This window comes from Daeguia caeni (assembly GCF_042653845.1).
GTDB lineage: Bacteria > Pseudomonadota > Alphaproteobacteria > Rhizobiales > Rhizobiaceae > Brucella > Brucella caeni.
Genome location: NZ_JBHSEL010000044.1, coordinates 129,707 through 155,686, shown reverse-complemented (window position 1 = coordinate 155,686; position 25,980 = coordinate 129,707). Strand labels below are relative to the sequence as shown.

Sequence of the window (25,980 nt, the reverse complement as noted above, 5' to 3'; positions counted from 1 at the left end):
GCTTGCGCAAAGGCCTGTTTTTGCCGCAGGACTATTGTTATTTTCAGTCGGTTGGGTTTGAATGGAACCTTGGGTTTATAACGCAACATTACCAGTCGGAATGATTTGTGCGTTGCGATTTAAACGGTTTGAATATCAGCACATTTTGCCGTCGCATTTTGGACGAATGCTACAGGCAAGAAGGGTACCCAATATGGCTGGCTTGCAACATGGCCTGCCATCCCCCGCCGATATCGATCATTCTTCTCGGAAAGGCTGTTAAGGCAGATGCCCGAATTGTCTTCTTCGCTATCCAGTTCAAAAGAAAAGTCAGTCCTGAAAAAATCGGGGCAGAAAAAAAACGCTCCGGATGGCGTCCTGCAGATTCCGGCCGAGTTGCCGGTTCCGATTCGCGCGCCATATCAGTCAGAGCAGGAGCTTTATGAACTCGCCGCAACCGTTGCGCGCGGCGAAGACCTGCCCCTTCCAGCTTATCTGGCTTTTCCGTTCGACAAGCGCCTGTCAGAAAATGGCAAGCTCATTCTGCATGCCTATCGCGCCGCTGATGCGGCCTCACGTCAGGGTGAGACGATCACGCCAGCCGCGCAATGGCTGCTTGATAACCATTACCAGATCGACAAGAACGTCCAGCAAACCCGCCGAGACCTGCCGCGCAAGTTCATCCGTGAACTGCCGGTCTACAAGGCAATCCCCGACATGCCACGCATCTTTGCGCTGGCCTGGCTCTATGTCGCCCATACCGACAGCAATTTCTCGTTGACGACCCTGACGGCCATCGTCAATGGCTTCCAGTCTGTCGAGCCGCTGAAGATCGGTGAGCTGTGGGCCCTGCCATCGGCGGTGCGCTATGTACTGATCGAAAATGCGCGCCGTCTTGCGATGCGCGTTGATCGCGCGCGCACCATGCGCAATCTCGCCAATACGGCGGCAGACCGCATCGTGGTCGCCCTTGAAAGTGGCGATCTTGATTCGGTTCTGGCGCAATATGAACAGGTGGCCGCCGACAGCACCTTCGCCACCCATCTTCTCTATCGTCTGCGCAATGCATCCATCGATACGACACCGGCCGCCGACTGGCTGGAGCGCATTCTGGACAAGGCAGGCAGCCATGCCGAAGATGCCATCGTCGAAGAACACGCCCGCCAGTCGACCGGCGGTGTGACGATGGGCAACATCATCCGCAGTCTTAAGTCGATTGACGACATCGACTGGGAAACATGGTTTGAAACCGTCAATGAGGTCGATGCGATCCTGCGCGATCACAGCGATTTCGAACTGCTCGATTTTCACTCGCGCAATGCCTATCGCGTCACGATCGAGCAGCTTGCCCGCCACTCCAATATGAGTGAGATCGACATCGCCTGGGCGGCACTCAAGCTGGCATCAGAAGGCAGCCATGCCGTGGCGGCAGGCAATGGCGAAGAGGCCATCGCCGGTTCGCTTGCTTATTATCTGTCCGGCGATGGGCGCAAGGAGCTGGAAAGGATCTGCGGCTATCGTGCGCCGCTCAGCGTGCGCCTGCTGCGTTTTTATCGCGGGCTTGGCCTGTGGGGCCTGTTCATTCCGACCGCGATCTTCACGGTCATCATTCTGTGCCTCACCCATTATCTCATGATGCGCGCGGGCCTTTCGGCCGAACTGCGCACGCTGTTCACGCTTCTGGCGCTGTTTCCAGCCATGGATGCGGCCTATTCGCTGTTCAATGCGCTGGTGCCGCGCTTTGTCCAGCCAACGCGCCTTGTGGGCTTTGAATATAAGGACGGGGTGCCGGCCGAGGCGCGCACGCTTGTGGCCGTGCCGACCTTCATTACTTCACGCGACTCGGTGGATGAGCAGATCCGCAATCTGGAAGTGCATTATCTGACCAATCCGCGTGGCGAGATCTATTTCGCGCTGGTCAGTGACTGGACGGATTCCCAGCAGGAAATTTCGCCTGCCGACATGGAAATCTATGAATATGCACGCGAGGAAATCGCCAAGCTGAACGCGCATTATACCGGCGACGGCCAGCCGCGTTTCTTCCTGCTGCACCGTCGACGGCTTTATAACGAAAAACAGTCATGCTGGATGGGCTGGGAGCGCAAGCGCGGCAAGCTGCATGAGCTCAACCTGCTTCTGCGCGGCGATCAGGATACTACCTTCTTCCCGGCGGATGAACGCCTGCCAAAGGACATCAAGTTTGTCATGACGCTTGATGCCGATACGCGCCTGACGCCGGAAGCGGTCACCCATCTGGTCGGCAAGCTCAACCATCCGATCAACCGCCCGGTCATCGACCCGAAGACCGGCACGGTCACCCGCGGCTATGGCATTTTGCAGCCGCGCGTCACGCCGTCGCTCACCACGGGCGACGAGGCTTCGTTCCTGCAGCGCGTCTTCTCGGTCAATCGCGGCATTGATCCTTATGTCTTTGCCGTGTCCGATACCTATCAGGATCTGCTGGGCGAGGGCACCTTCACCGGCAAGGGGCTTTATGACATCGATGCCTTTGAAGCGGCGATGAAGGGCCGCGTGCCGGACAATACGCTGCTCAGCCACGACCTTCTGGAAGGCGGCTATGTGCGCTGTGCGCTGGTGACGGATGTGGAAGTCGTTGAAGACTATCCGACCGGCTATAATGTCGATGCCTCGCGCCATCACCGCTGGACGCGCGGCGACTGGCAGCTTCTGCCATGGCTTTTCTCCACCAATCGCGGCATCAGCAATATCACGCGCTGGAAGATGGTGGACAATCTGCGCCGCTCACTCAATCCGATCCTGTGGCTGATTGCCTCCATCGTCGGCTGGAGCGTGCTGCCGCTTGGCGTGGCGGCTGTCTGGCAGCTTTTCCTCATTGTCAGCATGTTCGTGGCGCCGACCTTTGGCATTCTGGCCAATCTGATTCCGGTCAATATGGACTATTCGCTGAAGGGCCATGCCCAGTCGGTGCTGACCGATGTGGCGCTTGGCACGGCGGATGTGGCGCTGCGCACCACCTTCCTTGCCCATACGGCCTATTCGATGGCGGATGCGATCATCCGCACGCTTTACCGCCTGTTTGTCTCGCGCCGTGACCTTCTGGAATGGCGCACGGCCGCTCAGGCCAAGGCTTCACCCGATACGCTGCTGTTCTATATCCAGCTGATGTGGCCGGCCCTTGCCATCGCTGTCCTTGCCATCCTGTTTCCGTTGGCGGCCCAAAGCCCGTCGGCCATCATCGCGGCACCATTTGCCGTGATCTGGTTCGTATCGCCGCTGATTGCCTGGCTGGTCAGCCGTTCGGCAAAGCCGCAGGATACGCTGGAAGTGCTGTCCTCGGACAGGAATGCGCTGCGCCGCTATGCGCGGCGTACCTGGCGTTATTTTGCCGAATTTGCCAATGCGGAAAACAACCACCTGCCGCCAGACAATTTCCAGGAAGATCCGGCGCCGATCCTTGCCCGCCGCACCTCGCCGACCAATATCGGCGTCTATCTGCTTTCGGTGGTCGCGGCACGTGATTTTGGCTGGATCGGCTTTGACGAGACGGTCGACCGTATCGAGGCGACCATCCAGACCCTGGAGAAGATGGAAAAATATCAGGGCCATCTCTACAACTGGTATGAGACCGATACGCTGACCCCGCTGCGCCCGCTCTATGTCTCGGCAGTCGATAGCGGCAATCTGGCCGGCCATCTGGTGACACTCTCCTCGGCGCTGGAAGAATGGGCCGAAGCCCCATCCGTCTATGTCCAGGCCGATCTTGACGGCATTCTCGACGTCAATGCCATCCTGGAAGAAACGATCGCCAAGATCCCGGACGACCGTCGTATCCTGCGCCCGCTGCGCCGTCGGCTGGAAGAACGCATCGCCAATTTCCGCCGCGCCGTGCGCATGATGAAGGAAGAGCCGGAAACGGCATCCTTCCGCACCATCAACCTGACCCTGTTTGCGCAGGATATCGAGCGGCTGATGGACGAGCTGGATGGTGAAATCCAGACCCAGGACAGCGCCGAGGCCAGGGAATGGACGCATATTTTGGTCGAGACCTGCGAAGCGCATACCAATGACGCCATTGGCGAACATGATACGGATGCGCTGCGTGAGCGTCTGCGTGATCTGGCCGCCCGCGCCCGCCAGCTTGCCTTTGACATGCAGTTCGGCTTCCTTGAACGCAAGGAGCGCCGGCTTCTGTCGATCGGCTTCCGCGTACAGGAAAATGAACTCGACGAAAGCTGCTACGACCTTCTGGCTTCCGAAGCGCGTCTGGCCAGCCTGTTTGCCATTGCCAAGGGCGACGTGCCGGTTGAACACTGGTTCAAGCTTGGCCGCCTTCTGGTGCCGGTGGGCTGGAAGGGAGCGCTTCTGTCCTGGTCCGGCTCGATGTTCGAATATCTGATGCCGCCGCTGGTCATGTCCGAACCGCTCGGCTCGCTGCTTGACCAGACCAACAAGCTCATCGTGCAGCGCCAGATCGAATATGCCACCTCGCGCGGTCTGCCCTGGGGCATTTCGGAAGCTGCCTTCAATGCGCGCGATGCGCATATGAACTACCAGTATTCAAACTTCGGCGTGCCAAATCTCGGGCTTCAGCGCGGCCTGTCGCGCAATGCGGTGATTGCGCCTTATGCCAGCCTGCTTGCCGCACAATATCAGCCTGCGGCGGCGGTTGCGAACCTCAAGCGGCTGGAAAAGCTCGGCGCGCTTGGCCGTTATGGCTTCCATGATGCGGTTGACTTCACCCCGTCGCGTGTGCGTGAGGGCGAAACCTGTGCCGTGGTGAAGAACTATTATGCCCACCACCATGGCATGTCGATCATCGCGGTCAACAATGTCATCTTTGAAGGCCGCATGCGCGAACGCTTCCATTCCGATCCGGTGATCGAGGCAGCCGAACTCCTGCTGCAGGAAAAGGCGCCGCGCGAAATCCCGATGATCTACGCCAAGACGGAAAACCCGATGCGTGTGGATTCCGGTGGTTTCGACGATGCGCCCATGCGCATCATCGACAAGCCGTTCAAGGCGCCGCGCACCACGCATATGATGTCCAACGGACAATATGCGCTGATGCTGACGGCCAATGGTTCGGGCTACAGCCGCTGGCACAATTGGGACATTACCCGCTTCCATGCCGATGCGACGGAAGATCTGCAGGGCACCTTCCTGTTCCTGCGCGATATGGAAAGCGGCTATTTCTGGTCGGCGACGGGCGAGCCTGTCCGCAATCCGGATGAAGAGGCCAAGACCGTCTTCACCGAAGACAAGGCCGAATTCTACAAGACTGCCGGCGACATCAAGACGGTGGTGGAAGTCATTGTCACTTCCGATTCGGATGGCGAGGGTCGCAGGCTCGACATCATCAACACCTCGGCGCGCGACCGCATCATCGAGGTGACCTCCTATGCCGAACTGGTGCTGAATGACAGCGCCAGCGATGCCGCGCATCCGGCCTTTGCCAAGATGTTCGTCGAGACCGAAATTGCCGACAATGGTTCGACCATCTATGCCAAGCGCCGCAAGCGCTCGCCGAAGGACCCGGATATCCATGTCGCGCATTTTGTGGCGGATCTGACGGGGGGCGTGCGCGAAACGGCGGCCGAAACCGACCGCCGCGCTTTCATCGGCCGTGGCCGCACCTTGCGCAATCCAATCGTCTTCGAGCCGGATGCACCTTATGGCGGCAGCCAGGGCTGCACGCTCGATCCGATCGCCTCGGTGCGCACCCGCGTCCGTGTGCCGGCACACAAGAAGGTGAGCCTCGTGTTCTGGACTTTCGCCGGCGGAAGCCGCGAGGCGGTGGAACAGGCCGTGGCCAGCCATCGCCATCCGGAAACCTTCGTGCGCGAATATGCCCTGTCCTGGACGAGCTCGCAGGTGCAGCTCTACCATATCGGCATCAAGCCTGCGGAAGCGGCCGACTATCAGAAGGCTGCGACCTATCTGCTTTACCCGGAACGCACCCTGCGCCAGCCGCCGGAGACCATCGCCAGCGGCCTTGGCAAACAGTCCGATCTCTGGCCAATGTCGATTTCCGGCGACAATCCGATCTTTGCCCTGCGCATCGACAATGAGGCCGATCTCGATGTGCTGCGCGGCGTGCTGAGGGCACAGGAATACTGGCGCAGCAAGGGGCTGATTGTTGACGTGGTGGCGATCAATGAACGCGCCTTCTCCTATGCGCAGGATACGCAGCGCGCCATTGAATGGATCGTGGAAGGCTTCCGCGCCCGCGGCGGTGGTCTGCCGCACATCTTTGCGGTGCGCCGCGACCAGATGAGCGAGGAAAGCTACAATACGCTGCTCGCCTCCGCACGCATTGTCATGCATGCGCAGAACGGTTCGCTTGCCGAACAGCTGCGCCGCAATGAGGAAATCTCCGGCGACCTTGCCGCCCGCAGTGACAAGGCGGCCGCCCTGCCACAGGCCGCCAGTGGCCTTGGCGCGGCTGGCCAGGCTACGGCGGAGCGCGGACAGGAGGAAAAGCGTTTCCCTGTCGTCAGGCGCGCGCCGGAGCGTCCGCGTCCAGATGGCGATGATCTGAAATTCTGGAACGGCTATGGCGGCTTTGCCGAGGATGGCAGCTATGTCGTGCGTTTGAATGGCCGCACCACCACGCCGCACCCATGGATCAATGTGATTGCCAATCCATCCTTCGGCTTCCATGTCTCAGCGGAAGGAACGAGCTTCACCTGGGCCGGCAACAGCCGCGATTATCAGCTCACGCCGTGGGCCAATGATCCGGTGGTCAATCGTCCGGGAGAGGCGATCTATATTCTTGACCGCGAGACTGGCCGCAGCTTTGCGCCAACCGCCAATGTGGTGCGCGATGAAAGCGTGACCTATGAGGCGCGCCATGGCCATGGCTTCTCCAGTTTCTCCTCACGCCATGGCGAATTGCTGCTCGACCTCACCCATATTGTCGATGTCGAAAGGCCGGTGCGCTTCTCACGCCTGACCATTTCCAATAATGGCCGCTCGAAGCGCAAGCTGCGCATCTATGGCTATGTCGAATGGGCGCTGGGCAATGAACGCTCGAAGAATGTACCGTTCATCGTGCCGTCGCATGATGCGGAACTGGGCGCGCTGTTTGCCGGCAATCCATATCACCCGGACAAGTCCGGCCAGATCGCCTTCTTTGCAGCCAGTGAAACGCCGCAATCGGTCACGGCCGATCGCAGCGAATTCATCGGCTCGACCGGCTCTGTCGATCTGCCGGAAGTCGTGCTGCAGGGCAAGACGCTGTCAAACACGGTCGAGGCCGGTCGCGATCCATGCGCTGCCATTGCCATTGATATCGAGATCGATCCGCGTGAATCGCGCGAAGTCGTCTTCCTTATGGGCAATGCGGAAAATCAGGCTGCGGCCAGGGCGCTGGTTGCCGAAAACCGCAAGGTTTCGTTCGAGGACAAGTTTGCCGCGACAAGGCGCCAGTGGCGGGACTTCTTCAGCCATGTCCAGGTGAAGACGCCGGATCCGGCCTTCGACCTCATGGTCAATGGCTGGCTGCCTTATCAGGCGCTTGCCTGCCGCATCTGGGCGCGTGCCGCCTTCTATCAGGCATCGGGCGCCTTCGGTTTCCGCGACCAGTTGCAGGACACGCTGTCGCTGCTGCTTATTGATCCGTCGCTGGCACGGGCACAGATCCTCAATGCCGCCTCGCGCCAGTTTCCCGAGGGCGATGTCCAGCATTGGTGGCTGCCTGGCACGGGGGCGGGCGTGCGCACGCTGATCTCGGATGATGTGGTCTGGCTTGGCTATGGCACGTCGCTTTATGTCGAGACCACGGGTGACCGCTCGATTCTCGATGAGAAACTGCCTTTCCTTGAAGGCCGTACCCTCGAAGAGGGCGAACATGATGCCTTCTATCAGCCGGAAATCTCCAGGGAGACGGCAAGCCTTTATGAACATTGCGCGCTGGCGCTTGACCTTGCCATCAAGCGCACCGGCAAGCATGGCCTGCCGTTGATGCTTGGTGGCGACTGGAATGACGGCATGAACCTTGTCGGCGTACATGGACAGGGCGAAAGCGTATGGCTTGGCTGGTTCCTTGCCTATACGCTGAAGGCCTTCCTGCCGATTGCCGAGGCGCGCAAGGACAAGGATCGCGTTGCCCGCTGGTCGAAACATCTGGAAAGCCTCATCAAGGCGCTCGACCGCGATGGTTGGGATGGCGAATGGTATCGCCGCGGCTTCTACGACAATGGCGCACCGCTTGGCTCGAAGGACAGCGACGAATGCCAGATCGATGCGATTGCCCAGTCGTGGAGCGTTCTGTCGGGCGTTGCCGATCCAAAGCGTGCCGAGCAGGCGATGGTTTCGCTTGAAAGGCACCTGCTGGATGAAGAGGGCGAATTGCTGCGCCTCTTCACGCCGCCCTTTGACAAGAGCGAGCAGGAGCCGGGCTATATCAAGGGCTACCCGGCCGGTGTGCGCGAAAATGGTGGCCAATATACCCATGGCGCAACCTGGGCCATTCTGGCGCTTGCCCGCATGGGCAAGGCGGCGGAAGCCTGGCGGCTGTTCTCGCTGATCAGCCCGGTCAACCATGGCCGCAACCCGGATGTCTACCGCGTCGAACCCTATGTCATTGCCGCTGACATCTATTCGGTCGAGCCGCGCCGCGGCCAGGGCGGCTGGACATGGTATACGGGCTCTGCCGGCTGGTTCTATCGCGTGGCAACCGAGGGCATTCTCGGCATCAAGCGGCGCGGCGACCGGCTGCATCTTGATCCGGTGCTGCCGCCGGAATGGGATGGCTATGAGGCCGAACTGCGCTTCGGTGAAACGCTCTACCGCATCAGGGTCGTGGCCGGAGCGAAGGCCAAGGCGATCAAGCTGGATGGCCGCAAGGTCACCAAGCCGGACGATGGCGTGCTCATCAAGCCGGATGGTGAGCATGAAATAGTGGTGGAGCTTCCCAAAGCGTGACGAAACCTTTAAAAGGCGGGAACCCCCCGCCTTTTCAGTATAAATCTGGCGTTGGCAGCGTAATTCCCTGCATTGGAGCCCTCAATGGCCAAAACCGACATAGCCCGGCGCGTTTATAACCATACATGGAAGCTTGACCCCATCATACGCAGCCTGCTGGATACGGACTTTTACAAGCTCTTGATGCTGCAGATGATCTGGGGGCTGTACCCCAAGGTGAATGCGACCTTTTCGCTGATCAACCGCACGACCTCGGTGCGTCTGGCCGATGAGATCGAGGAAAGTGAATTGCGCGCCCAGCTGGATCATGCCCGCACATTGCGTTTTTCCAAGAAGGAAATGATCTGGCTTGCCGGTAACAGCTTTTATGGCCGCAAGCAGATTTTCCAGCCGGAATTCCTGAGCTGGCTTGCCGATTTCCAGCTGCCAGAATATGAGTTGCGCCGCCGCAATGGCCAGTATGAGCTGCATTTCCACGGGCCCTGGACGCATACGACCATGTGGGAAATTCCGGCGCTCGCCATCATCAACGAGCTGCGCTCGCGCGCGGCGATGAAAAATCTCGGCCCCTTTTCGCTCGATGTGCTCTATGCCCGCGCCAAGGCCAAGATGTGGAGCAAGGTGGAACGTCTGCGCGCCTTGCCTGATCTGAAAATCTCGGATTTCGGCACGCGCCGCCGACATTCCTTCCTGTGGCAGCGCTGGTGTGTCGAGGCATTGAAGGAAGGCATTGGTGATGCCTTCACCGGCACCAGCAATGTACTGCTTGCCATGGATACCGATTTGGAAGCGCTCGGCACCAATGCGCATGAATTGCCCATGGTGCTGGCGGCCCTTGCCACCACAGACGAGGAACTGCGCACCGCGCCTTATCGCGTTTTGCAGGACTGGAACCGCTATTATGGCGGCAATCTGCTGATCGTCCTGCCGGATGCCTTTGGCACGGCGGCCTTCCTGCGCAATGCGCCGGACTGGGTGGCAGACTGGACAGGCTTTCGCCCAGACAGCGCCCCGCCGATCGAAGGCGGTGAGCGCATCATTGAATGGTGGAAATCCAAGGGCAAGGATCCGCGCGAAAAACTGCTGATTTTCTCGGATGCACTTGATGTCGATACGATCGAATCGACCTATCGCCATTTTCATGGCCGCGTGCGCATGAGCTTTGGCTGGGGCACCAATCTCACCAATGATTTTGCCGGCTGCGCGCCGCAGAATATCGAGGGGCTGAATGCCATTTCGCTGGTCTGCAAGGTCACGGATGCCAATGGCCGTCCGGCGGTGAAACTGTCGGACAATCCGCAGAAGGCCACGGGCGATCCGAAGGAAGTCGCGCGCTATCTGAAATTCTTTGGCAATGAGCAGCGTGTCGATCAGACTGTGCGCGTCTGATGCGGGGGCTGATTTAATCCATCAGTCTTGCCGTGCCGAAGACGCGAATCGGGCCGCCGCGTTCATTGCCGATTTTGGCCCATAGCTGCGACGGGCAGCCCATATCCTCGCCCTGGATGACTTCGATCCGGCCGTCATGCGGCCAGCCAATATCGCGCAGATAAGCGGCAAAGGCAGCCGTGGAGGCGCCAGTGGCGGGATCTTCATAAACCCCGCCCGAGGCAAACGGGTTGCGGCTGTGGAAGCGCTGCGGCGTTTCGGCATGGATGAGCAGAATCGTCGTCCAGCCCTGCCGGTTCATGAGAACGCGCCCGCGGGTGAGGTCATAGTTCATCGCAGCCAGTTTCTCGCGCGTGCGCAAGGCCAGCACAATATGATCCGCCCCGGCATTGATCAGGGCAGGCGGAATGTCTGGTGCGAGATCATCCTTCTCATAACCGAACAGCGCCATGGCCTGTTCTGTTTCATTGTCGGTTGCCGCACGATTGCGCGTTGCAGGCGATAGCAGGCTGGCAGCAAAGAGATCGCCCTCCCGGCGTCCGTCAACGCTGATCGTGTCATGGTTGAGGTGCAGGATGAAGCGCCCATCGCCCTCGCGCATGGCGAGCGCAACCCCAAGCGCAATAGTTGCATGGCCGCAAAACGGCACTTCCATTTCCGGCGCAAAATAGCGCACGCGCCAGCCATTGCCTTCCGGCATGGCAAAGACGGTTTCCGAAAAGCCGACTTCACGGGCAATGACCTGCATCATGTCTGCCGGCGGCAAGTGTTCTTCAATGACCACACCGGCGGGGTTTCCGCCCTGATTACCCTGCGAAAAGGCTGCAATGCGTAGAACGTCCAATGGTCTGACCCTTTATATCCTCATGATGTTCCACCACTTATTGGCACAAGACGGTAATTTTGTGGGGGGTGTGAATTGGGGGAGGATTAGTCCTGCATTTCATGCAGCCATGGCGGATTGGCGCCGGCGCGCGAGACGGTGACGGCGGCAGCCCGCACGCCATAGGCAACGGCCGAATGGATGGCCTCTTCGCTCAGGCCTGCAATGGCGTCCTTGCCGAGCAGGCCTTGGGCCTTCAGGCTTGCCAGTATCCCGGCATTGACCGTGTCGCCAGCGCCGACCGTATCAACCACATCCACCTTCACGCCCGGAACATGCACGGTATGGTTCCGGCTATAGGCATCCGCCCCATGCGCGCCCCTGGTGATCACCACCAGTTTCGGCCCCATTTTCAGCCAGCGCGCGGCAATTTCAGCATGGCTGCCCTGTTCGCCAAACCAGGCAAGATCCTCGTCGGACAGTTTGACAATATCGGCAAGCGCGATCATCCGTTTCATGCGGGCAAGATGGCTTTCCCGGTCGGTGATGAAGCTTGCGCGGATATTGGGATCGAGGAACATGACGAGGCGTGCCGCCTCGCGCGTCATCAGCTTTTCATAGACACTGCCGCAAGGCTCGGAAATCAGGCTGATGCAGCCAAACAGCATGGCCTCGATACTGTCATCGAGTACGGGCAGATCGCTTTCCGCCAGCATTCGGCCAGCGGTATTTTCATCATAGAAGGCGTAGCGCGCCTGCCCATCGACAAGCCGCACAAAGGCCAGCGTGGTCGGGCGGTCGGCGATCCTGGCAAAGGAATAATCGACATTGGAACGTGCCAGCGTATCGCGCAGGATGTCACCCAGAAAGTCCGATGAAAGGCCGGAGAAAAAACCGGTCTTCACCCCGAGCCGCCCAAGCGCAATGGCGCTATTGAAGACCGATCCGCCTGCATGGGGCACAAATCCCGTCTCTCCGCCTGCCGTCTCGCGCGGCAGCATGTCGATCAGGGCCTCGCCACAGCACAGTATCATCAGTTCCTCCCGCTTCAATCGATTTAATACCGGGTCTGCGCATATCATATATGACGCTGACCGCGCCATATCATACGTGCTGACCGCCGTTGATGTGAATTTCTGCACCCGTCACATAGGATGAGGCGTCGGTGCATAGGAAATAGATGGTTTCGGCCACTTCCGACGTCTGGCCAAGACGGCGCATGGGCAATTGTTCCACCAGCTTTTCCGTACCGGGCGACAGGATGGAGGTTTCGATTTCGCCCGGCGCAATTGCATTGACGCGAATGCCATAGGGACCAAAATCGGATGCCATTTCACGGGTAAGCGCAGCAAGAGCCGCCTTGGAGGTGGCATAGGCGGTACCGGCGAAAGGATGGACGCGGCTGCCGGCGATGGAGGTCACATTGACGACCGAACCCTTGGCTGCTTCCAGTTCCTTGAACAGGCCGCGCGCCAGCATGATGGGTGCAAAGAAATTGACCTGAAACACGTCGCGCCAGATTGCCATTGGTGTTTCGATGGAGTTCATGCGCTTGCCGCCTTCCGCCTTGGGCGAGATGCCGGCATTGTTGACCAATGCATGCAGCTTGCTGCCATCGGCTTCCAGACGGCGGCGGATTTCGGCGATCGCCCTGCCAATGTCCTCGGCATCGGAGAGATCAACCTTGATATGGTCTTCGGGCCCGGCAGGCCATGGGCAGTCTTGGGAAAAATCCTGTCGGGAGCAGGTGATTACTCGCCAGCCAGCGCGCGAGAAACGCTTCACTGTCGCATGGCCGATACCGCGGCTTGCGCCAGTCAGAACCAGAGTCTTGCGTTCGCCATCCTGTGTTGGCGGGGTTTCGGTCGAAAATCCAGTAATTGGGCAGACTTGTGACATGGCAACCTCATTAGAGCGCCGTGCATCCTTTCGGCTGCACATGATGCTCTAGGCTATTGTTTTACGCATCGTGCTTGCCGAAAAGCGGTTCTGATTTTCGGGCCGATGTGCAGGATTCCATAAATAGACCAAGCATGTCAGGAATTCGAGTGGAATTCTTGCTTTGCGCCATGCTGTGCAGGGATGGCTCAGGGGCGGGCAGCAGTCCTGCTAATTGCCCATGATGATGTCGAGCAGGGTGGTTGAACCACGCTGTCTGCCGCTGACATTGCCGGGCGGCGACGCAAGGCCGTCATTGTGTGCCGGATAGCCCGGCGCCTGTGCTGCCGGTGCTGGCGGCCAATAGCCGTCATCTTCCGGCAGGGCTGGCTGATGATCATAGCTGCCCTGCGGCATCATGTTCGGGTCCATTGGCTGATCGGGGTCAAACATGCCGTCGCTGCCGCCGGGCAGGACATTTTCAATGTCATAATGGCCGGGCAGTTCGGCAATCGGCACGCCCTTGTGCGCAGCCTTCATATAGGCCTTCCACGCATTGACAGGCAGGGTTGCGCCAAACACCCGCTTCATCGGCTTGCCGTCATCATTGCCGAACCACACGCCGGTGGTGAGATTGGAAGTATAGCCGATAAACCACGCATCGCGGAAATTCTGGCTGGTGCCGGTCTTGCCGGCGGCAGGCCAGCCAAAGGCGGCGCGTTTGGCTGTGCCATCTTCCACGGTGCGGCGCAGCATGGCATTCATCATGCCAAGGCTTCTGTCGTCCAGCACCCGCGGGCCGACGCCTTCCGACCGCTGATAGAGCACATTGCCATCGGCATCGGTCACCTTGGTGATCAGATAGGCCGGCGCGCGGAAGCCGCCATTGGCAAAGGGCACATAGGCATCGGTCAGTTCCAGCAGCGTAACCTCGGATGTGCCAAGCGCCAGCGACGCATTGGGCTCAAGCCTGGATTCAATGCCAAGGCGATGCGCCGTATCCACCACGGCTTCGGGACCGACTTCCATCACAAGCTGGGCGGAAACCGAATTGAGCGAATGGGAAAGTGCGGTCGCAAGCGTGACTTCGCCCATATACTTGCCATTGTCGTTGCTCGGCGTCCATTTGCCGATGCGCACCGGCGCATCATTGCGCACCGAATTGGGCGTGCGGCCCTGTTCGATTGCCGTCAGATAGACGAATGGCTTGAAGCTCGATGCCGGCTGGCGTTTGGCTTCCGTGACATGGTTGAACTGGCTTGCCGCATAGTCAACGCCACCCACCATGGCGCGAATGGCGCCGGTATTGTCGATCGAAACCAGTGCGCCCTGGCTCACATTCATCTTCTTGCCGTTCTGCGCGATCTGGTCCTTGATCGCCTCCTCGCCAACGCGCTGAAGATTGAGGTCAATCGTCGTGTAGACAGTGATGTCGCTCTTTGCTTCGCCAATGAGGGCCGGAAGCTCGGCAACCACGCGGTCGGCGACAAAATTTTCCGAGCCCTGCCAGAAGGAGGCTGGGCGCGCGGGTGGTTCGCTTTCGGCAATGGCCAGTTCCTTATCGTCAATCATGCCTTCGCGGCGCATGGCGGCAAGCACCAGCCTGGCGCGGGCTGCTGCTGCTTCCGGATCGCGGGCGGGCGACAGACGCGACGGCGCCTTGAGCAGCCCTGCCAGCGTTGCCGCCTCCATGAGGTTCACGTCCTTGGCCGATTTGTTGAAATAACGCCGCGAGGCTGCATCCACGCCAAAGGCGCCCGAACCGAGATAGACGCGGTTCAGATACATCTCCAGAATCTGATCCTTGGTATATTTCTGCTCCAGCCAGAGTGCCAGCATGACTTCCTGTACCTTGCGCTCAATCGTGCGCTCGGGCGACAGAAACAGGTTCTTGGCAAGCTGCTGTGTCAGGGTTGAGCCACCCTGTGCCGTGCGCCCGGTTGTCAGATTGGTGACAACAGCGCGCGCAAGACCGATCGGATCAATGCCGAAATGCGAATAGAAACGGTGGTCTTCAATGGCGATGACGGCCTGCGGAATATAGGGCGACATTTCGGCAAGGCTGACCGCCTGGCCGCCGGTGGTGCCGCGATTGGCAATCAGCTCGCCATTGACATCGACGATGCGCACATTGGGCGGACGATCGGGAATGACCCATTCAGCCGTTGGCGGCATCTTGGCGGCGAAATAGACCATCAGGCCGGCAAAGGCGATGCCGCCCCACAGCGCCAGCACGAGCGACCAGTAAACGGCGCGCCGGATCAGGCCGAAAGGCCTACGCGACTTCCTGCGTCTGCGGCGGGAACCGCGAGGTTCGCGCTCGTCAGACGATTTTCGCCCGCGACGGCGGGATGCGGCCATGCGATCCTCCTCGTCGATCCGGAAATCATCTTCGTCACGTTCGTCGTCATCGCCAAAACGCGGTTCGATGCGTCCATTATTGCGGTCACGCGATGCCATAAGCGCCTTGATCTACCGTTTTCATTACCATTCAGGGCGATAAATGTGTCTTGATCAGTCAGTCTGACATGGCTTTATCCGCGCTCTGAATGCTTTTGATATGATCAATCGCCTGAATGATAAATGCGGCGGTTTAAAGGGAGGTAAACCGAAAAACATGAAAAGGGCCGCGTCATGCTCGAGGCCCTGTCATTTTTCAGTTTTCCCGGAAAACCATGCCCATAGGGCTCCGGGATCAGCTATGGGCGAATATATCGTCTTCCGGCCAGCCCATCAGATCGAGTTCTGCCCGCGTCGGCAGAAACTTGAAGCAGGCTTCGGCCTGTTTCGTACGGCCTTCGCGTTCCAGACGCTGTTCCAGAATGGCCTTCAGGCGATGCAGATAAAGCACGTCGGAAGCGGCATATTCAAGCTGTGCCTGGCTCAGCACCGATGCCCCCCAGTCTGACGACTGCTGCTGCTTGGAAATCGAGACATCCAGCAATTCGTTGCACAGTTCTTTCAGCCCGTGGCGATCCGTATAGGTGCGGGTGAGCTTCGAGGCAATCTTGGTGCAGAAGACCGGCTGCGGCATGACGCCAAAGGTGTGCGCCAGAACCGCCAGATCAAAGCGGCCGAAGTGGAAAATCTTGGTGATGGAGCGATCCTTGAGAAGCTTGACCAGATTGGGCGCCTTTTTCTGTCCGGCTTCAATCTGGATCACATCGGCCGTGCCGTCGCCCGGCGAAATCTGTACCACGCAGAGCCGGTCACGATGTGGATTGAGGCCGAGCGTTTCGGTGTCGATGGCCACTGCATCAACCTGATAATTGTCCAGATTGGGCAGATCATTTTTGTGGTAGCGAATTGTCATGCAGTCATTCCTGATCAGGCTGGATTGCAGCCATCTTGCGCGTCCTGTGCGGACGCGCAACTGTTTTTGCTATGGGGCGTGATTCCAGAATGCATACCCCTATCTGGATGCGATGGCATCCAGGATCCTTGCCCAGGAGCGCTGGCCCTTGTGGAAGGAATTCAGCTCATATTTTTCATTGGGCGAATGGATGCGGTCATCCTCAAGGCCGAAACCGACCAGAAGCGATTCCATGCCGAGGAACTTGTCAAAATCGCCGACAATCGGGATCGAGCCGCCCATGGCAATCAGCACGGCAGGCTTTGGCCATTCATCGGACAGTGCATCCTTGGCCTTGGAGACCAGCGGTGAATCATAAGGAAGCTGGATGGCTGGCGAGCCACCATGCGGGTGAAATTCAACCGAGCAGTCAGCCGGAACACGATCCTGCACGAATTTACGGAAGGCTTCGCGGATCTTGACCGGGTCCTGTTTGTGTACCAGTCGGAACGATACTTTCGCCGAGGCCTGAGACGCAATCACGGTCTTGAAACCTTCGCCCGTATAGCCGCCGGTAATGCCGTTGACTTCCGCCGTCGGGCGCGCCCATGTCAGTTCCAGCACGCTGCGGCCCTTTTCACCTGCCGGGATGGAAAGCCCGATCGGGCCGAGGAAATTTTCCGGTGTGCGACCAAGGCTTTCCCACGATTGCAGGATCTGTGCCGGTGTTTCCTCAACGCCGTCATAGAAGCCCGGAATGGTCACGCGGCCGTTTTCATCATGCAGATCGGCCAGAATTTTGGTCAGAATATGGATCGGGTTTGCTGCAGCCCCGCCGAAGGAGCCAGAATGCAGATCGCGGTCAGCCGCCTTGATGACGATTTCATCACCCACCAGACCGCGCAGGCCGACACAGATGGCCGGCGTTTCGGCATCCCACATGGATGTGTCGCAGACGAGTGCGAAATCGGCCTTGAGTTCATCCTTGTGTGCGTCAAGGAATGGCTTGAGCGACGGCGAACCGGATTCCTCCTCGCCTTCAAACAGGATGGTGACCTTCACCGGCAGATTGCCATGGACGGCCTTATAGGCGCGGCAGGCTTCAACGAAGGTCATCAGCTGGCCCTTGTCGTCCGACGTGCCGCGACCGGTCAGGATCTTGCGGCCATTGCCGAGATCCTTGATGGCCGGATCGAACGGGTCGCTTTCCCAAAGATTGAGCGGGTCAACCGGCTGCACGTCATAATGGCCATAGAACAGCACATGCGGTGCATCGGCTGTTGGCCCCTCATGATGGGCAACCACCATCGGATGGCCGGGGGTTTCGCGGATGCTGGCGTCAAAGCCGATGGATTTCAGATCTTCAACCAGCCATTCGGCGGCCTTGCGGCACTCATCCTTGAAAGCCGGATCCGTCGAGATCGACTTGATGCGCAGAAGGGAAAACAGCCGGTCGAGGCTTTTGTCCAGATTGACATCAAGGTGGTTGAGGACTTTGTCGATCGATTGCGTAGACATGAAAACTTCCTGACGAGTCGTAAATCTTGCGGCACAGTACAACCTGCAACGTAAAGAAGAAACCCGCTTTGGGTCGTACCAGTGGCTGTTTCGGCAGGAATGTCGTCAACAAATCGGGAGAAGGCCGGAAAAGGCAAAAAGATTGGCCGTTGCGGCGAGGGGGAACCACAACGGCCATATCACAAGACTCAAGCAGCAGCCTGGAGAGGGGAAGAGGCTGCTGCGAGTAACCGGCGACCAACGGGGGACGAGTTGTGCGGCCGGTAATCGACGTGGCGTCGATGTTTGTAATCTGGGAATAAAAAATGGCGTTTCAAAGGCCGACAGATTAAAAATCTGTAATGGTTGGTTTCGGACAAGTTTTTTGACACGCTTTAAGGTGGATGGTGATGGCTCCTGACAAGAGGCCGGTTCCCATCGCTGTCACTTTCCTTTAAGCCTTGGGCGATTTTTTTGATCAGGCAAGGACAAGGCCATGAAACAGGGCGATCATCTCTTTCTCGTTGACGGTTCGGGCTATATCTTCCGCGCCTACCATGCCTTGCCGCCCTTGACCCGCAAGAGCGATGGCCTGCCGGTTGGTGCCGTGTCGGGTTTCTGCAACATGCTATGGAAACTGCTGAAGGATGCGCGCAACACCGATGTGGGCGTGGTGCCGACGCATTTTGCCGTCATCTTTGACTATTCCTCCAAGACCTTTCGCAATGAAATCTATCCCGAATACAAGGCCAACCGCACTGCGCCGCCGGAAGATCTGGTGCCGCAATTCGGCCTGATCCGTCAGGCAACCCGCGCCTTCAATCTGCCCTGCATCGAAAAGGAAGGCTTTGAGGCCGATGATCTGATCGCCACTTATGCGCATCTGGCCGAACAGGCCGGCGCGGACGTGACGATCGTCTCTTCCGACAAGGATCTCATGCAGCTCGTGACACAAAAGGTGTCGATGTATGACGGCATGAAGGACAAGCAGATTTCGATTCCCGAAGTGATCGAAAAATGGGGTGTCCCGCCGGAAAAGATGATCGATCTGCAATCGCTTACCGGTGACAGCACGGACAATATTCCCGGCATTCCCGGCATCGGGCCAAAGACGGCAGCGCAATTGCTGGAGGAATTTGGCGATCTCGACACGCTGCTTGCCCGGGCCGCCGAGATCAAGCAGAACAAGCGGCGCGAAAACATCATCGCCCATGCCGATCAGGCGCGGATTGCGCGCCAGCTTGTGACCTTGCGCAAGGATGTGCCGCTTGATGTCGATCTGGACGGGCTGGTGCTTGAACCGCAGGACGGCCCGAAACTGATCAGCTTTCTCAAGGCGATGGAATTTACCTCGCTGACCCGCCGCGTGGCCGAGGCAACCGATACGGATGCTTCTGCGGTCGAGCCCTGCCATGTCGAAACCGACTGGGGCAAGGATGCGCACGGGCCGGATATGGATGTGCCGGTGAAGCCGGGGGCGGCAGAAAATCAGGCAAGCCTGTTTGAAAATGCCTCCGTCCCGGCGGCTGAAAAGACGGCACCTGCGGCACCGGAAGGCTATACGCCGGGCGCATTGGCAGCAAAACGCGCTTCAGAGGCACTGACACAGAAATTCGATACGGCAAGCTATGTCACGATCCGCGATCTCGACACGCTGAATTCATGGCTCAGGGAAGCGGTTGAAACCGGCATTCTCGCCTTTGATACGGAGACCACATCGCTTGATCCGATGCAGGCGGAACTGGTCGGCTTTTCGCTGGCGCTTGCCCCCGGCAAGGCTGCCTATGTTCCGTTGCAGCACAGGTCGGGCCAGGGTGATCTTCTGGGCGGCGGGCTGATAGAAAACCAGATCCCGCTGCAGGCGGCCCTTGCCGCGCTGAAGCCGGTGCTGGAAGACGCCTCTGTTCTCAAGATCGCGCAGAACATGAAATATGACTGGCTGGTCATGCGCCGCCACGGCATCAACATCGTCGCCTTCGATGACACGATGCTGATTTCCTATGTGCTGGATGCCGGTACCGGCAGCCACGGCATGGATGCTTTGTCTGAGCGCTGGTTGGGTCACACCCCGATTGCCTTCAAGGAGGTGGCCGGCTCAGGCCGGAATGCCGTCAGTTTCGACATGGTCGATATTGAACGCGCCACCGCCTATGCCGCTGAAGACGCCGATGTGACGCTGCGTCTCTGGCAGGTGTTGAAACCGCGACTTGTCGCGGAAGGGATGGTGTCGGTCTATGAACGGCTCGAACGCCCGCTGGTTGACGTGCTGGCACGCATGGAAGAGCGCGGCATTTCGGTTGATCGACAGGTTCTGTCGCGGCTTTCCGGCGATCTGGCGCAGGCTGCTGGCGCGCTGGAAGAGGAAATCTATCAGCTTGCCGGCGAAAAATTCACCATCGGCTCGCCAAAACAGCTTGGCGATATTCTGTTTGGCAAGATGGGCCTGCCGGGCGCGTCCAAAACCAGGACCGGCCAATGGTCAACCTCGGCACAGGTTCTGGAAGATCTGGCGGCCGAAGGTCATGAACTGCCGCGCAAGATTGTTGACTGGCGTCAGATCACCAAGCTCAAGTCCACCTATACCGATGCGCTGCCGGGATTTATCAATCCTCAGACCAAGCGTGTCCACACGTCCTACGCCATGGCGGCGACATCGACGGGGCGCCTTTCCTCGTCTGATCCGAATTTGCAGAATATTCCGGTGCGCACGGCCGAAGGGCGCAAGATCAGAACGGCCTTCATCGCCGAACCCGGCCACAAACTGGTTTCTGCCGACTATAGCCAGATCGAATTGCGCGTGCTGGCTCATGTTGCCGATATTGCGCAGCTCAAACAGGCCTTTGCCGATGGCCTTGATATTCATGCCATGACGGCATCGGAAATGTTCGGCGTGCCGATCGAAGGCATGCCATCGGAAGTGCGTCGCCGCGCCAAGGCGATCAATTTCGGTATTATTTACGGCATTTCGGCCTTTGGCCTTGCCAATCAGCTGTCGATCTCGCGCGAGGAGGCCGGGCAATATATCCGCACCTATTTCGAACGCTTCCCCGGCATCAGGGATTATATGGAAGAAACCAAGGCCTTTGCCCGCGAGCATGGCTATGTGGAAACCATCTTTGGCCGCCGTGCCCATTATCCCGAAATCAAAGCCTCCAACCCGCAGCTGCGTGCCTTCAATGAGCGTGCGGCCATCAATGCGCCGATCCAGGGCTCTGCCGCCGATATCATCCGTCGCGCCATGATCCGCATGGAAGATGCGCTGGTGCAGGAAAGGCTCAATGCGCGCATGTTGTTGCAGGTGCATGACGAACTGATCTTTGAGGTGCCGGATGACGAGGTTGAAAGAACCATACCCGTCGTGCGCCATGTGATGGAAAATGCCGCCATGCCGGCGGTGGCGCTGAAAGTGCCGCTGCATGTCGATGCACGCGCGGCACAAAACTGGGATGAGGCGCATTAATCAGGGCAGGGCAGTGCGTTTATTTGTATCCGGCGCAATGCCCTGTTCCGCGTTTTTGCCTGTGTTTTATCCGCTCAAATGGATTTATTGCGCAAAAGAGCGATTTTAATCGATTGACCTCATCGTCCAGACCCTATAGGGATGCTGCAAACTTGTTGCTTCGTTGGTCGTCAGAGGTGCCGCAATCTATTGCGGACAGTGGGTGTGCGGCTTCAGAAGCTTTTTTTGAAAGTCGATCATGTCCCTACCAGCCACCATCGCTCCGGCTCTTTCCGGAGCATTAGCCGCTCGCGGTTATGCAACCCTGACTGCCGTCCAGACTGCCGTTCTCGCTTCTGAAACGCTCGACCGTGATCTTCTCGTTTCGGCGCAAACCGGATCGGGCAAGACGGTTGCCTTTGGCCTTGCCATGGCCAATACGATTCTGAAAAACGAACTGCGCTTTGGCGAGGCAGGTGCGCCGCTTGCCATGATCATCGCGCCCACGCGTGAACTTGCGTTGCAGGTGCGCCGTGAACTGGAATGGCTTTATGCCGATACGGGCGCGCGGATCGCTTCCTGCGTTGGCGGCATGGATATACGCACCGAGCGCCGCGCGCTTGAGCGTGGCGCGCATATTGTTGTCGGCACGCCGGGACGTCTGCGCGACCATATCACCCGCGAAGCGCTTGATATGTCGGAACTTCGCGTTGTCGTGCTCGATGAAGCTGACGAAATGCTCGATATGGGCTTTCGCGAAGACCTCGAATTCATCCTTGATGAAGCGCCGGAAGACCGCCGCACGCTGATGTTTTCGGCAACGGTGCCAAGGACGATTGCCCAGCTTGCCAAGCGCTTCCAGAATGATGCGCTGCGGCTTACCATTGAAAGCCAGACCAGCCAGCATGCCGATATTGATTATGTCGCCATGCCGGTTCCGCCGCATGAGCGCGACCACGCGATCATCAATACGCTGCTATATTACGATTCACAGAATTCGATCATCTTCTGCTCGACCCGTGAGGCGGTGAAGCACATGGCAAGCCGGCTTTCCAATCGCGGTTTTGCGGTTGTGGCGCTTTCGGGCGAATTGAGCCAGGCCGAGCGCAACAATGCGCTGCAGGCCATGCGTGATGGCCGCGCCCGCGTCTGTGTGGCCACCGACGTTGCCGCGCGCGGCATAGATCTGCCAAATCTTGATCTGGTCATCCATGCCGATCTGCCAACCAATGCCGAAACCCTGCTGCACCGCTCCGGCCGTACGGGGCGCGCTGGTCGCAAGGGCACCTGCGTGCTCGTCGTGCCATTCTCGCGCCGCCGCACGGCAGAACGCCTGTTGCAGATGGCAAAGCTGGATGCGCAAACCATTGCAGCACCGGGTATTGCCGCAGTTCAGGCGAAGAACAATGAGCGTATTCTCAATGCTGAAGCCTTCACCCAGCCGGTCGAGGAAGAATATCAGGATGTGCTGAAGGAGCTTCTGGAACGCTATACGCCGGAACAGCTTGCCAGTGCCTATCTGAACCGCGAACTTTCGCTTGCGCCAGCACCGGAAGAAGTCTCCGACACGCCGGTTCACCCGCTGGGCGGCAGAAAACCGCGTGAACGCTCCGAGCGTGGCGAGCGCTTTGATCGTCGCGAACGCGGTGAGCCGGGCGAACGCTTTGACCGCAATGCGAGATTTGACGGCGTGTGGTTTTCGATTTCCGCAGGCCGCAAGCACCGCGCTGATCCGAAATGGCTTCTGCCACTGATCTGCAAGGCAGGCGATATTTCCAGGCGCGATGTCGGTTCGATCAGGATTTTCGACAACGAAACCCGATTTGAAATCGCCTCTTCCAAGGCAGAAGAATTCCGCCAGTCGGTCTCTGAACGTGGTACGGGCGAAAATGGCCTGACCATCCGCGCCGCTGTTGCCGGTACTGGGGGCGATGCCTCATCACGCCGAGAAGGCCGTGGCGATTTCCGCCGCCGCAATGACGGCTCCAAGGATGGCGGCTATCGCGATGGCGGTTACAGGTCTGATCGCCCGAAGGGCGACAGATGGGACAAGCCGCGTCAATTCGGCAAGGGCGGCCATAAGTCTGACGCGAAGAAACGCCACGCTGAAAAGTAATCGGCCTGAACTGAATGCATGAAAAAGCCCCGGATTTACGGGGCTTTTGTCTGATTGTTAAGAAGAAGGCATTCCGGCAGCGCGTGACGCCGCCGGAACAAGATCACACGTCCAGATTGGCGACGCTCAGCGCGTTTTCCTGAATGAATTCGCGGCGCGGCTCGACATCATCGCCCATCAGGCGCGAGAAGAGCTGATCGGCATTGGTTGCATCGGTGATCTTCACCTGCAGCAGCGAACGGGCATTCGGATCAAGCGTGGTTTCCCAGAGCTGCTCGGCATTCATTTCGCCAAGACCTTTGTAACGCTGCATGGTGAGCCCCTTGCGGCCGGCGGCAAAGACCGCATCCAGCAGAGTCATTGGCCCGGCGACGGTATCAACCTTGTCCTTGCGTCGCAGCGTTGCCGGTTCGGCAAAAATATCGGCCATGCGTGCCGCAACCTTGTCGATCTGGCGCGCATCGACAGAGCCAAGCAGGGCCATGTCGATGACCGAGACATCCTTCACGCCGCGCACGGTGCGTTCGAAACGGAAGCCGCCTTCCTCGGTCTTGTGGCCAACCCAGCCGCGTTCGGTTTCTTCCGAAATCATGTCGAGACGTTTGGCCACGAGATCGGCCGAGCGCTGTGCGGTCGCATCATCCTTGATGGCTTCGGGGTTAAGCAGGCCGGCAATGGCTGCCTGTTCCACGACTTTCCGGTCATAGCGCGTATGCAGGCCATGCATCAGCTGGCGCAGCATGCGGGCATCTTCCACAATGCTGCGCAGGTCAGCACCGGCGCGCATTTCCCCGCTGGCAAGCTCAAGCGTTGCCTCTTCAAGGCCGGTATCGATGAGGAAGTCCTCAAAGGCAGCCTCGTTCTTGATATATTGCGAGGACTTGCCGCGCGTCACCTTATAGAGCGGTGGCTGGGCAATATAGACATGGCCGCGTTCGATCAGTTCCGGCATCTGGCGGAAGAAGAAGGTCAACAGCAGGGTGCGAATATGCGCGCCGTCGACGTCCGCGTCGGTCATGATGATGATCTTGTGATAACGCAGCTTGTCCGGGTTGAAGCCGTTGACTTCATCCTTGCCGATCGAGGTGCCGAGCGCGGTGATCAGCGTGCCGACCTGATCGGAAGACAGCATACGGTCAAAGCGCACGCGCTCGACGTTCAGGATCTTGCCGCGCAGCGGCAGGATCGCCTGATTCTGGCGCGAACGGCCGCTCTTGGCCGAGCCGCCTGCCGAGTCACCTTCCACGATGAACAGTTCTGACTTGGCCGGGTCGCGTTCCTGACAGTCGGCAAGCTTGCCGGGCAGCGAGGTTACGTTGAGCGTGCTCTTGCGGGTAATGTCGCGTGCCTTGCGGGCGGCCTCGCGTGCGGCGGCGGCCTGAATGACCTTTTCGACAATGGTGCGGCCCTGCGACGGGTGTTCCTCCAGCCAGATAGAAAGCGCCTCGTTGACGAAGCTTTCGACCACCGGGCGCACTTCGGACGAAACCAGCTTGTCCTTGGTCTGCGAGGAGAATTTCGGATCCGGCACCTTGACCGAAAGGATGGCGGTCAGACCCTCGCGGCAGTCATCGCCGGTCAACGAAACCTTTTCCTTCTTGGTCATGCCGGAAGCATCGGCATAGCCCGTCACCTGACGGGTCAGCGCGGCGCGGAAACCGGCCAGATGGGTGCCGCCATCGCGCTGCGGAATATTGTTGGTAAAGCACAGCACCTTCTCGTGGTAGGAATCGTTCCACCACATGGCGACCTCAACGGTCATGCCGTCCTTTTCGCTGCGGATATAGATCGGCTCATTGATCAGCGGTTTCTTGCCCTGATCGATATATTTGACGAATTCGATGAGGCCGCCCTCATAATGCAGTTCCTGTTCCTTCACGTCGGCATGGCGGCGGTCGGTCAGCCTGATGCGCACGCCGGAATTGAGGAAGGCGAGCTCGCGCAGGCGCCGTTCCAGCGTGTCATAGTCGAATTCCGTCATGGTGAAGGTTTCAGGCGATGGCAGGAAGGTGACTTCCGTACCCGTCTCATCGCCAGCCTCGCCGGTCACGGCCAGCGGCGCATCAGCCACGCCGTGGGTAAATCGCATTTCATGGATCTTGCCGCCGCGGCGGATCTTGAGCTTCAGCCAGGTCGAAAGCGCATTGACCACCGAGACGCCAACACCATGCAGACCGCCGGAAACCTTGTAGGAATTCTGGTCGAACTTGCCGCCGGCATGTAGCTGGGTCATGATGACTTCGGCCGCCGACACGCCTTCTTCCTTGTGGATGTCGGTCGGGATGCCGCGGCCATTGTCGGTCACCGTGCAGGAGCCGTCGGGATTGAGCGTGACCGTGACAAGCGTGGCATGGCCGGCCAGCGCCTCATCAATGGCATTGTCCACGACTTCGTAGACCATGTGATGCAGGCCGGAGCCGTCATCCGTGTCGCCAATATACATGCCCGGACGCTTGCGAACGGCATCCAGACCCTTCAACACACGAATGGAATCCGCGCCATATTCGGCCGGGGCTTCGGAATTCTTTTCGGGCATCTCGCTCATGAAAATCTTTCGAAAATGTGCCGCGCATGCGGAGGCAATGAAAGTGTCGAATCATTCGACAAACGTGGCTTCAATATAGGCGTTAACGCCCGATTTTCCAAATTTTGCAGCGTAT

The 25,980-nt window shown here is 58.9% G+C and carries 11 protein-coding genes; 4 read left to right on the top strand and 7 right to left on the bottom strand.

From position 1 onward, the window contains the following. Window positions 1-267: 267 nt before the first annotated feature. Both ACFO1V_RS05725 and pncB read left to right on the top strand, forming a co-directional pair. On the top strand, window positions 268-8,886 hold the full coding sequence (locus tag ACFO1V_RS05725) for a glycoside hydrolase family 94 protein (RefSeq protein WP_374830034.1): 8,619 nt from the start codon (window positions 268-270) through the stop codon (window positions 8,884-8,886). A gap of 84 nt (window positions 8,887-8,970) precedes the next feature. Then, window positions 8,971-10,275 carry a nicotinate phosphoribosyltransferase gene (pncB, locus tag ACFO1V_RS05720; protein WP_374830036.1) on the top strand — a complete coding sequence of 435 codons (1,305 nt, stop codon included), beginning with the start codon at window positions 8,971-8,973 and terminating at the stop codon, window positions 10,273-10,275. Window positions 10,276-10,288: 13 nt separating this feature from the next. Here pncB and ACFO1V_RS05715 read toward each other — a convergent pair whose 3' ends face one another. The 6 genes from ACFO1V_RS05715 to ACFO1V_RS05690 all read right to left on the bottom strand — a co-directional run bounded on the left by ACFO1V_RS05715 (window position 10,289) and on the right by ACFO1V_RS05690 (window position 17,786). Further along, window positions 10,289-11,119 (bottom strand): PhzF family phenazine biosynthesis protein, encoded by an 831-nt coding sequence (locus ACFO1V_RS05715; RefSeq protein WP_374830038.1) that lies wholly within the window; start codon window positions 11,117-11,119, stop codon window positions 10,289-10,291. An 86-nt stretch (window positions 11,120-11,205) separates the two neighbouring features. Beyond that, window positions 11,206-12,132, bottom strand: coding sequence for a carbohydrate kinase family protein (locus ACFO1V_RS05710; protein ID WP_374830040.1), 927 nt, complete (start codon window positions 12,130-12,132; stop codon window positions 11,206-11,208). 70 nt (window positions 12,133-12,202) lie between these two features. Then, window positions 12,203-12,997, bottom strand: a complete 795-nt coding sequence (locus ACFO1V_RS05705; protein ID WP_374830042.1) for an SDR family NAD(P)-dependent oxidoreductase — start codon at window positions 12,995-12,997, stop codon at window positions 12,203-12,205. 210 nt (window positions 12,998-13,207) lie between these two features. Further along, window positions 13,208-15,436: a transglycosylase domain-containing protein gene (locus ACFO1V_RS05700; RefSeq protein ID WP_374830044.1), complete on the bottom strand. Its 2,229-nt coding sequence runs from the start codon at window positions 15,434-15,436 to the stop codon at window positions 13,208-13,210. A gap of 235 nt (window positions 15,437-15,671) precedes the next feature. Continuing rightward, window positions 15,672-16,289, bottom strand: coding sequence for a ribonuclease D (locus ACFO1V_RS05695; RefSeq protein ID WP_374830046.1), 618 nt, complete (start codon window positions 16,287-16,289; stop codon window positions 15,672-15,674). Window positions 16,290-16,388: 99 nt separating this feature from the next. Then, window positions 16,389-17,786, bottom strand: a complete 1,398-nt coding sequence (locus tag ACFO1V_RS05690; RefSeq protein ID WP_374830048.1) for a dipeptidase — start codon at window positions 17,784-17,786, stop codon at window positions 16,389-16,391. Window positions 17,787-18,261: 475 nt separating this feature from the next. Between ACFO1V_RS05690 and polA the strand changes: the two genes are divergently transcribed. Both polA and ACFO1V_RS05680 read left to right on the top strand, forming a co-directional pair. Further along, window positions 18,262-21,225, top strand: a complete 2,964-nt coding sequence (gene polA / locus ACFO1V_RS05685; RefSeq protein WP_374830050.1) for a DNA polymerase I — start codon at window positions 18,262-18,264, stop codon at window positions 21,223-21,225. A gap of 238 nt (window positions 21,226-21,463) precedes the next feature. Continuing rightward, complete coding sequence (locus tag ACFO1V_RS05680) at window positions 21,464-23,320, top strand: DEAD/DEAH box helicase (protein ID WP_374830052.1); 1,857 nt, start codon at window positions 21,464-21,466, stop codon at window positions 23,318-23,320. Between the two features lie 103 nt (window positions 23,321-23,423). Here the strand turns inward: ACFO1V_RS05680 and gyrB are convergent, their stop codons facing one another. Then, window positions 23,424-25,865: a DNA topoisomerase (ATP-hydrolyzing) subunit B gene (gyrB, locus tag ACFO1V_RS05675; protein WP_374830054.1), complete on the bottom strand. Its 2,442-nt coding sequence runs from the start codon at window positions 25,863-25,865 to the stop codon at window positions 23,424-23,426. Window positions 25,866-25,980 lie beyond the last annotated feature (115 nt).

Bases quoted from the DNA above. Each gene is read 5' to 3' on its own strand.
- ACFO1V_RS05725 (WP_374830034.1), top strand. From the start codon at position 268: ATGCCCGAATTGTCTTCTTCGCTATCCAGTTCAAAAGAAAAGTCAGTC.
- pncB (WP_374830036.1), top strand. From the start codon at position 8,971: ATGGCCAAAACCGACATAGCCCGGCGCGTTTATAACCATACATGGAAG.
- ACFO1V_RS05710 (WP_374830040.1), bottom strand. From the start codon at position 12,132: ATGATACTGTGCTGTGGCGAGGCCCTGATCGACATGCTGCCGCGCGAG.
- ACFO1V_RS05705 (WP_374830042.1), bottom strand. From the start codon at position 12,997: ATGTCACAAGTCTGCCCAATTACTGGATTTTCGACCGAAACCCCGCCA.
- ACFO1V_RS05700 (WP_374830044.1), bottom strand. From the start codon at position 15,436: ATGGCATCGCGTGACCGCAATAATGGACGCATCGAACCGCGTTTTGGC.
- ACFO1V_RS05695 (WP_374830046.1), bottom strand. From the start codon at position 16,289: ATGACAATTCGCTACCACAAAAATGATCTGCCCAATCTGGACAATTAT.
- ACFO1V_RS05690 (WP_374830048.1), bottom strand. From the start codon at position 17,786: ATGTCTACGCAATCGATCGACAAAGTCCTCAACCACCTTGATGTCAAT.
- polA (WP_374830050.1), top strand. From the start codon at position 18,262: ATGAAACAGGGCGATCATCTCTTTCTCGTTGACGGTTCGGGCTATATC.
- ACFO1V_RS05680 (WP_374830052.1), top strand. From the start codon at position 21,464: ATGTCCCTACCAGCCACCATCGCTCCGGCTCTTTCCGGAGCATTAGCC.
- gyrB (WP_374830054.1), bottom strand. From the start codon at position 25,865: ATGAGCGAGATGCCCGAAAAGAATTCCGAAGCCCCGGCCGAATATGGC.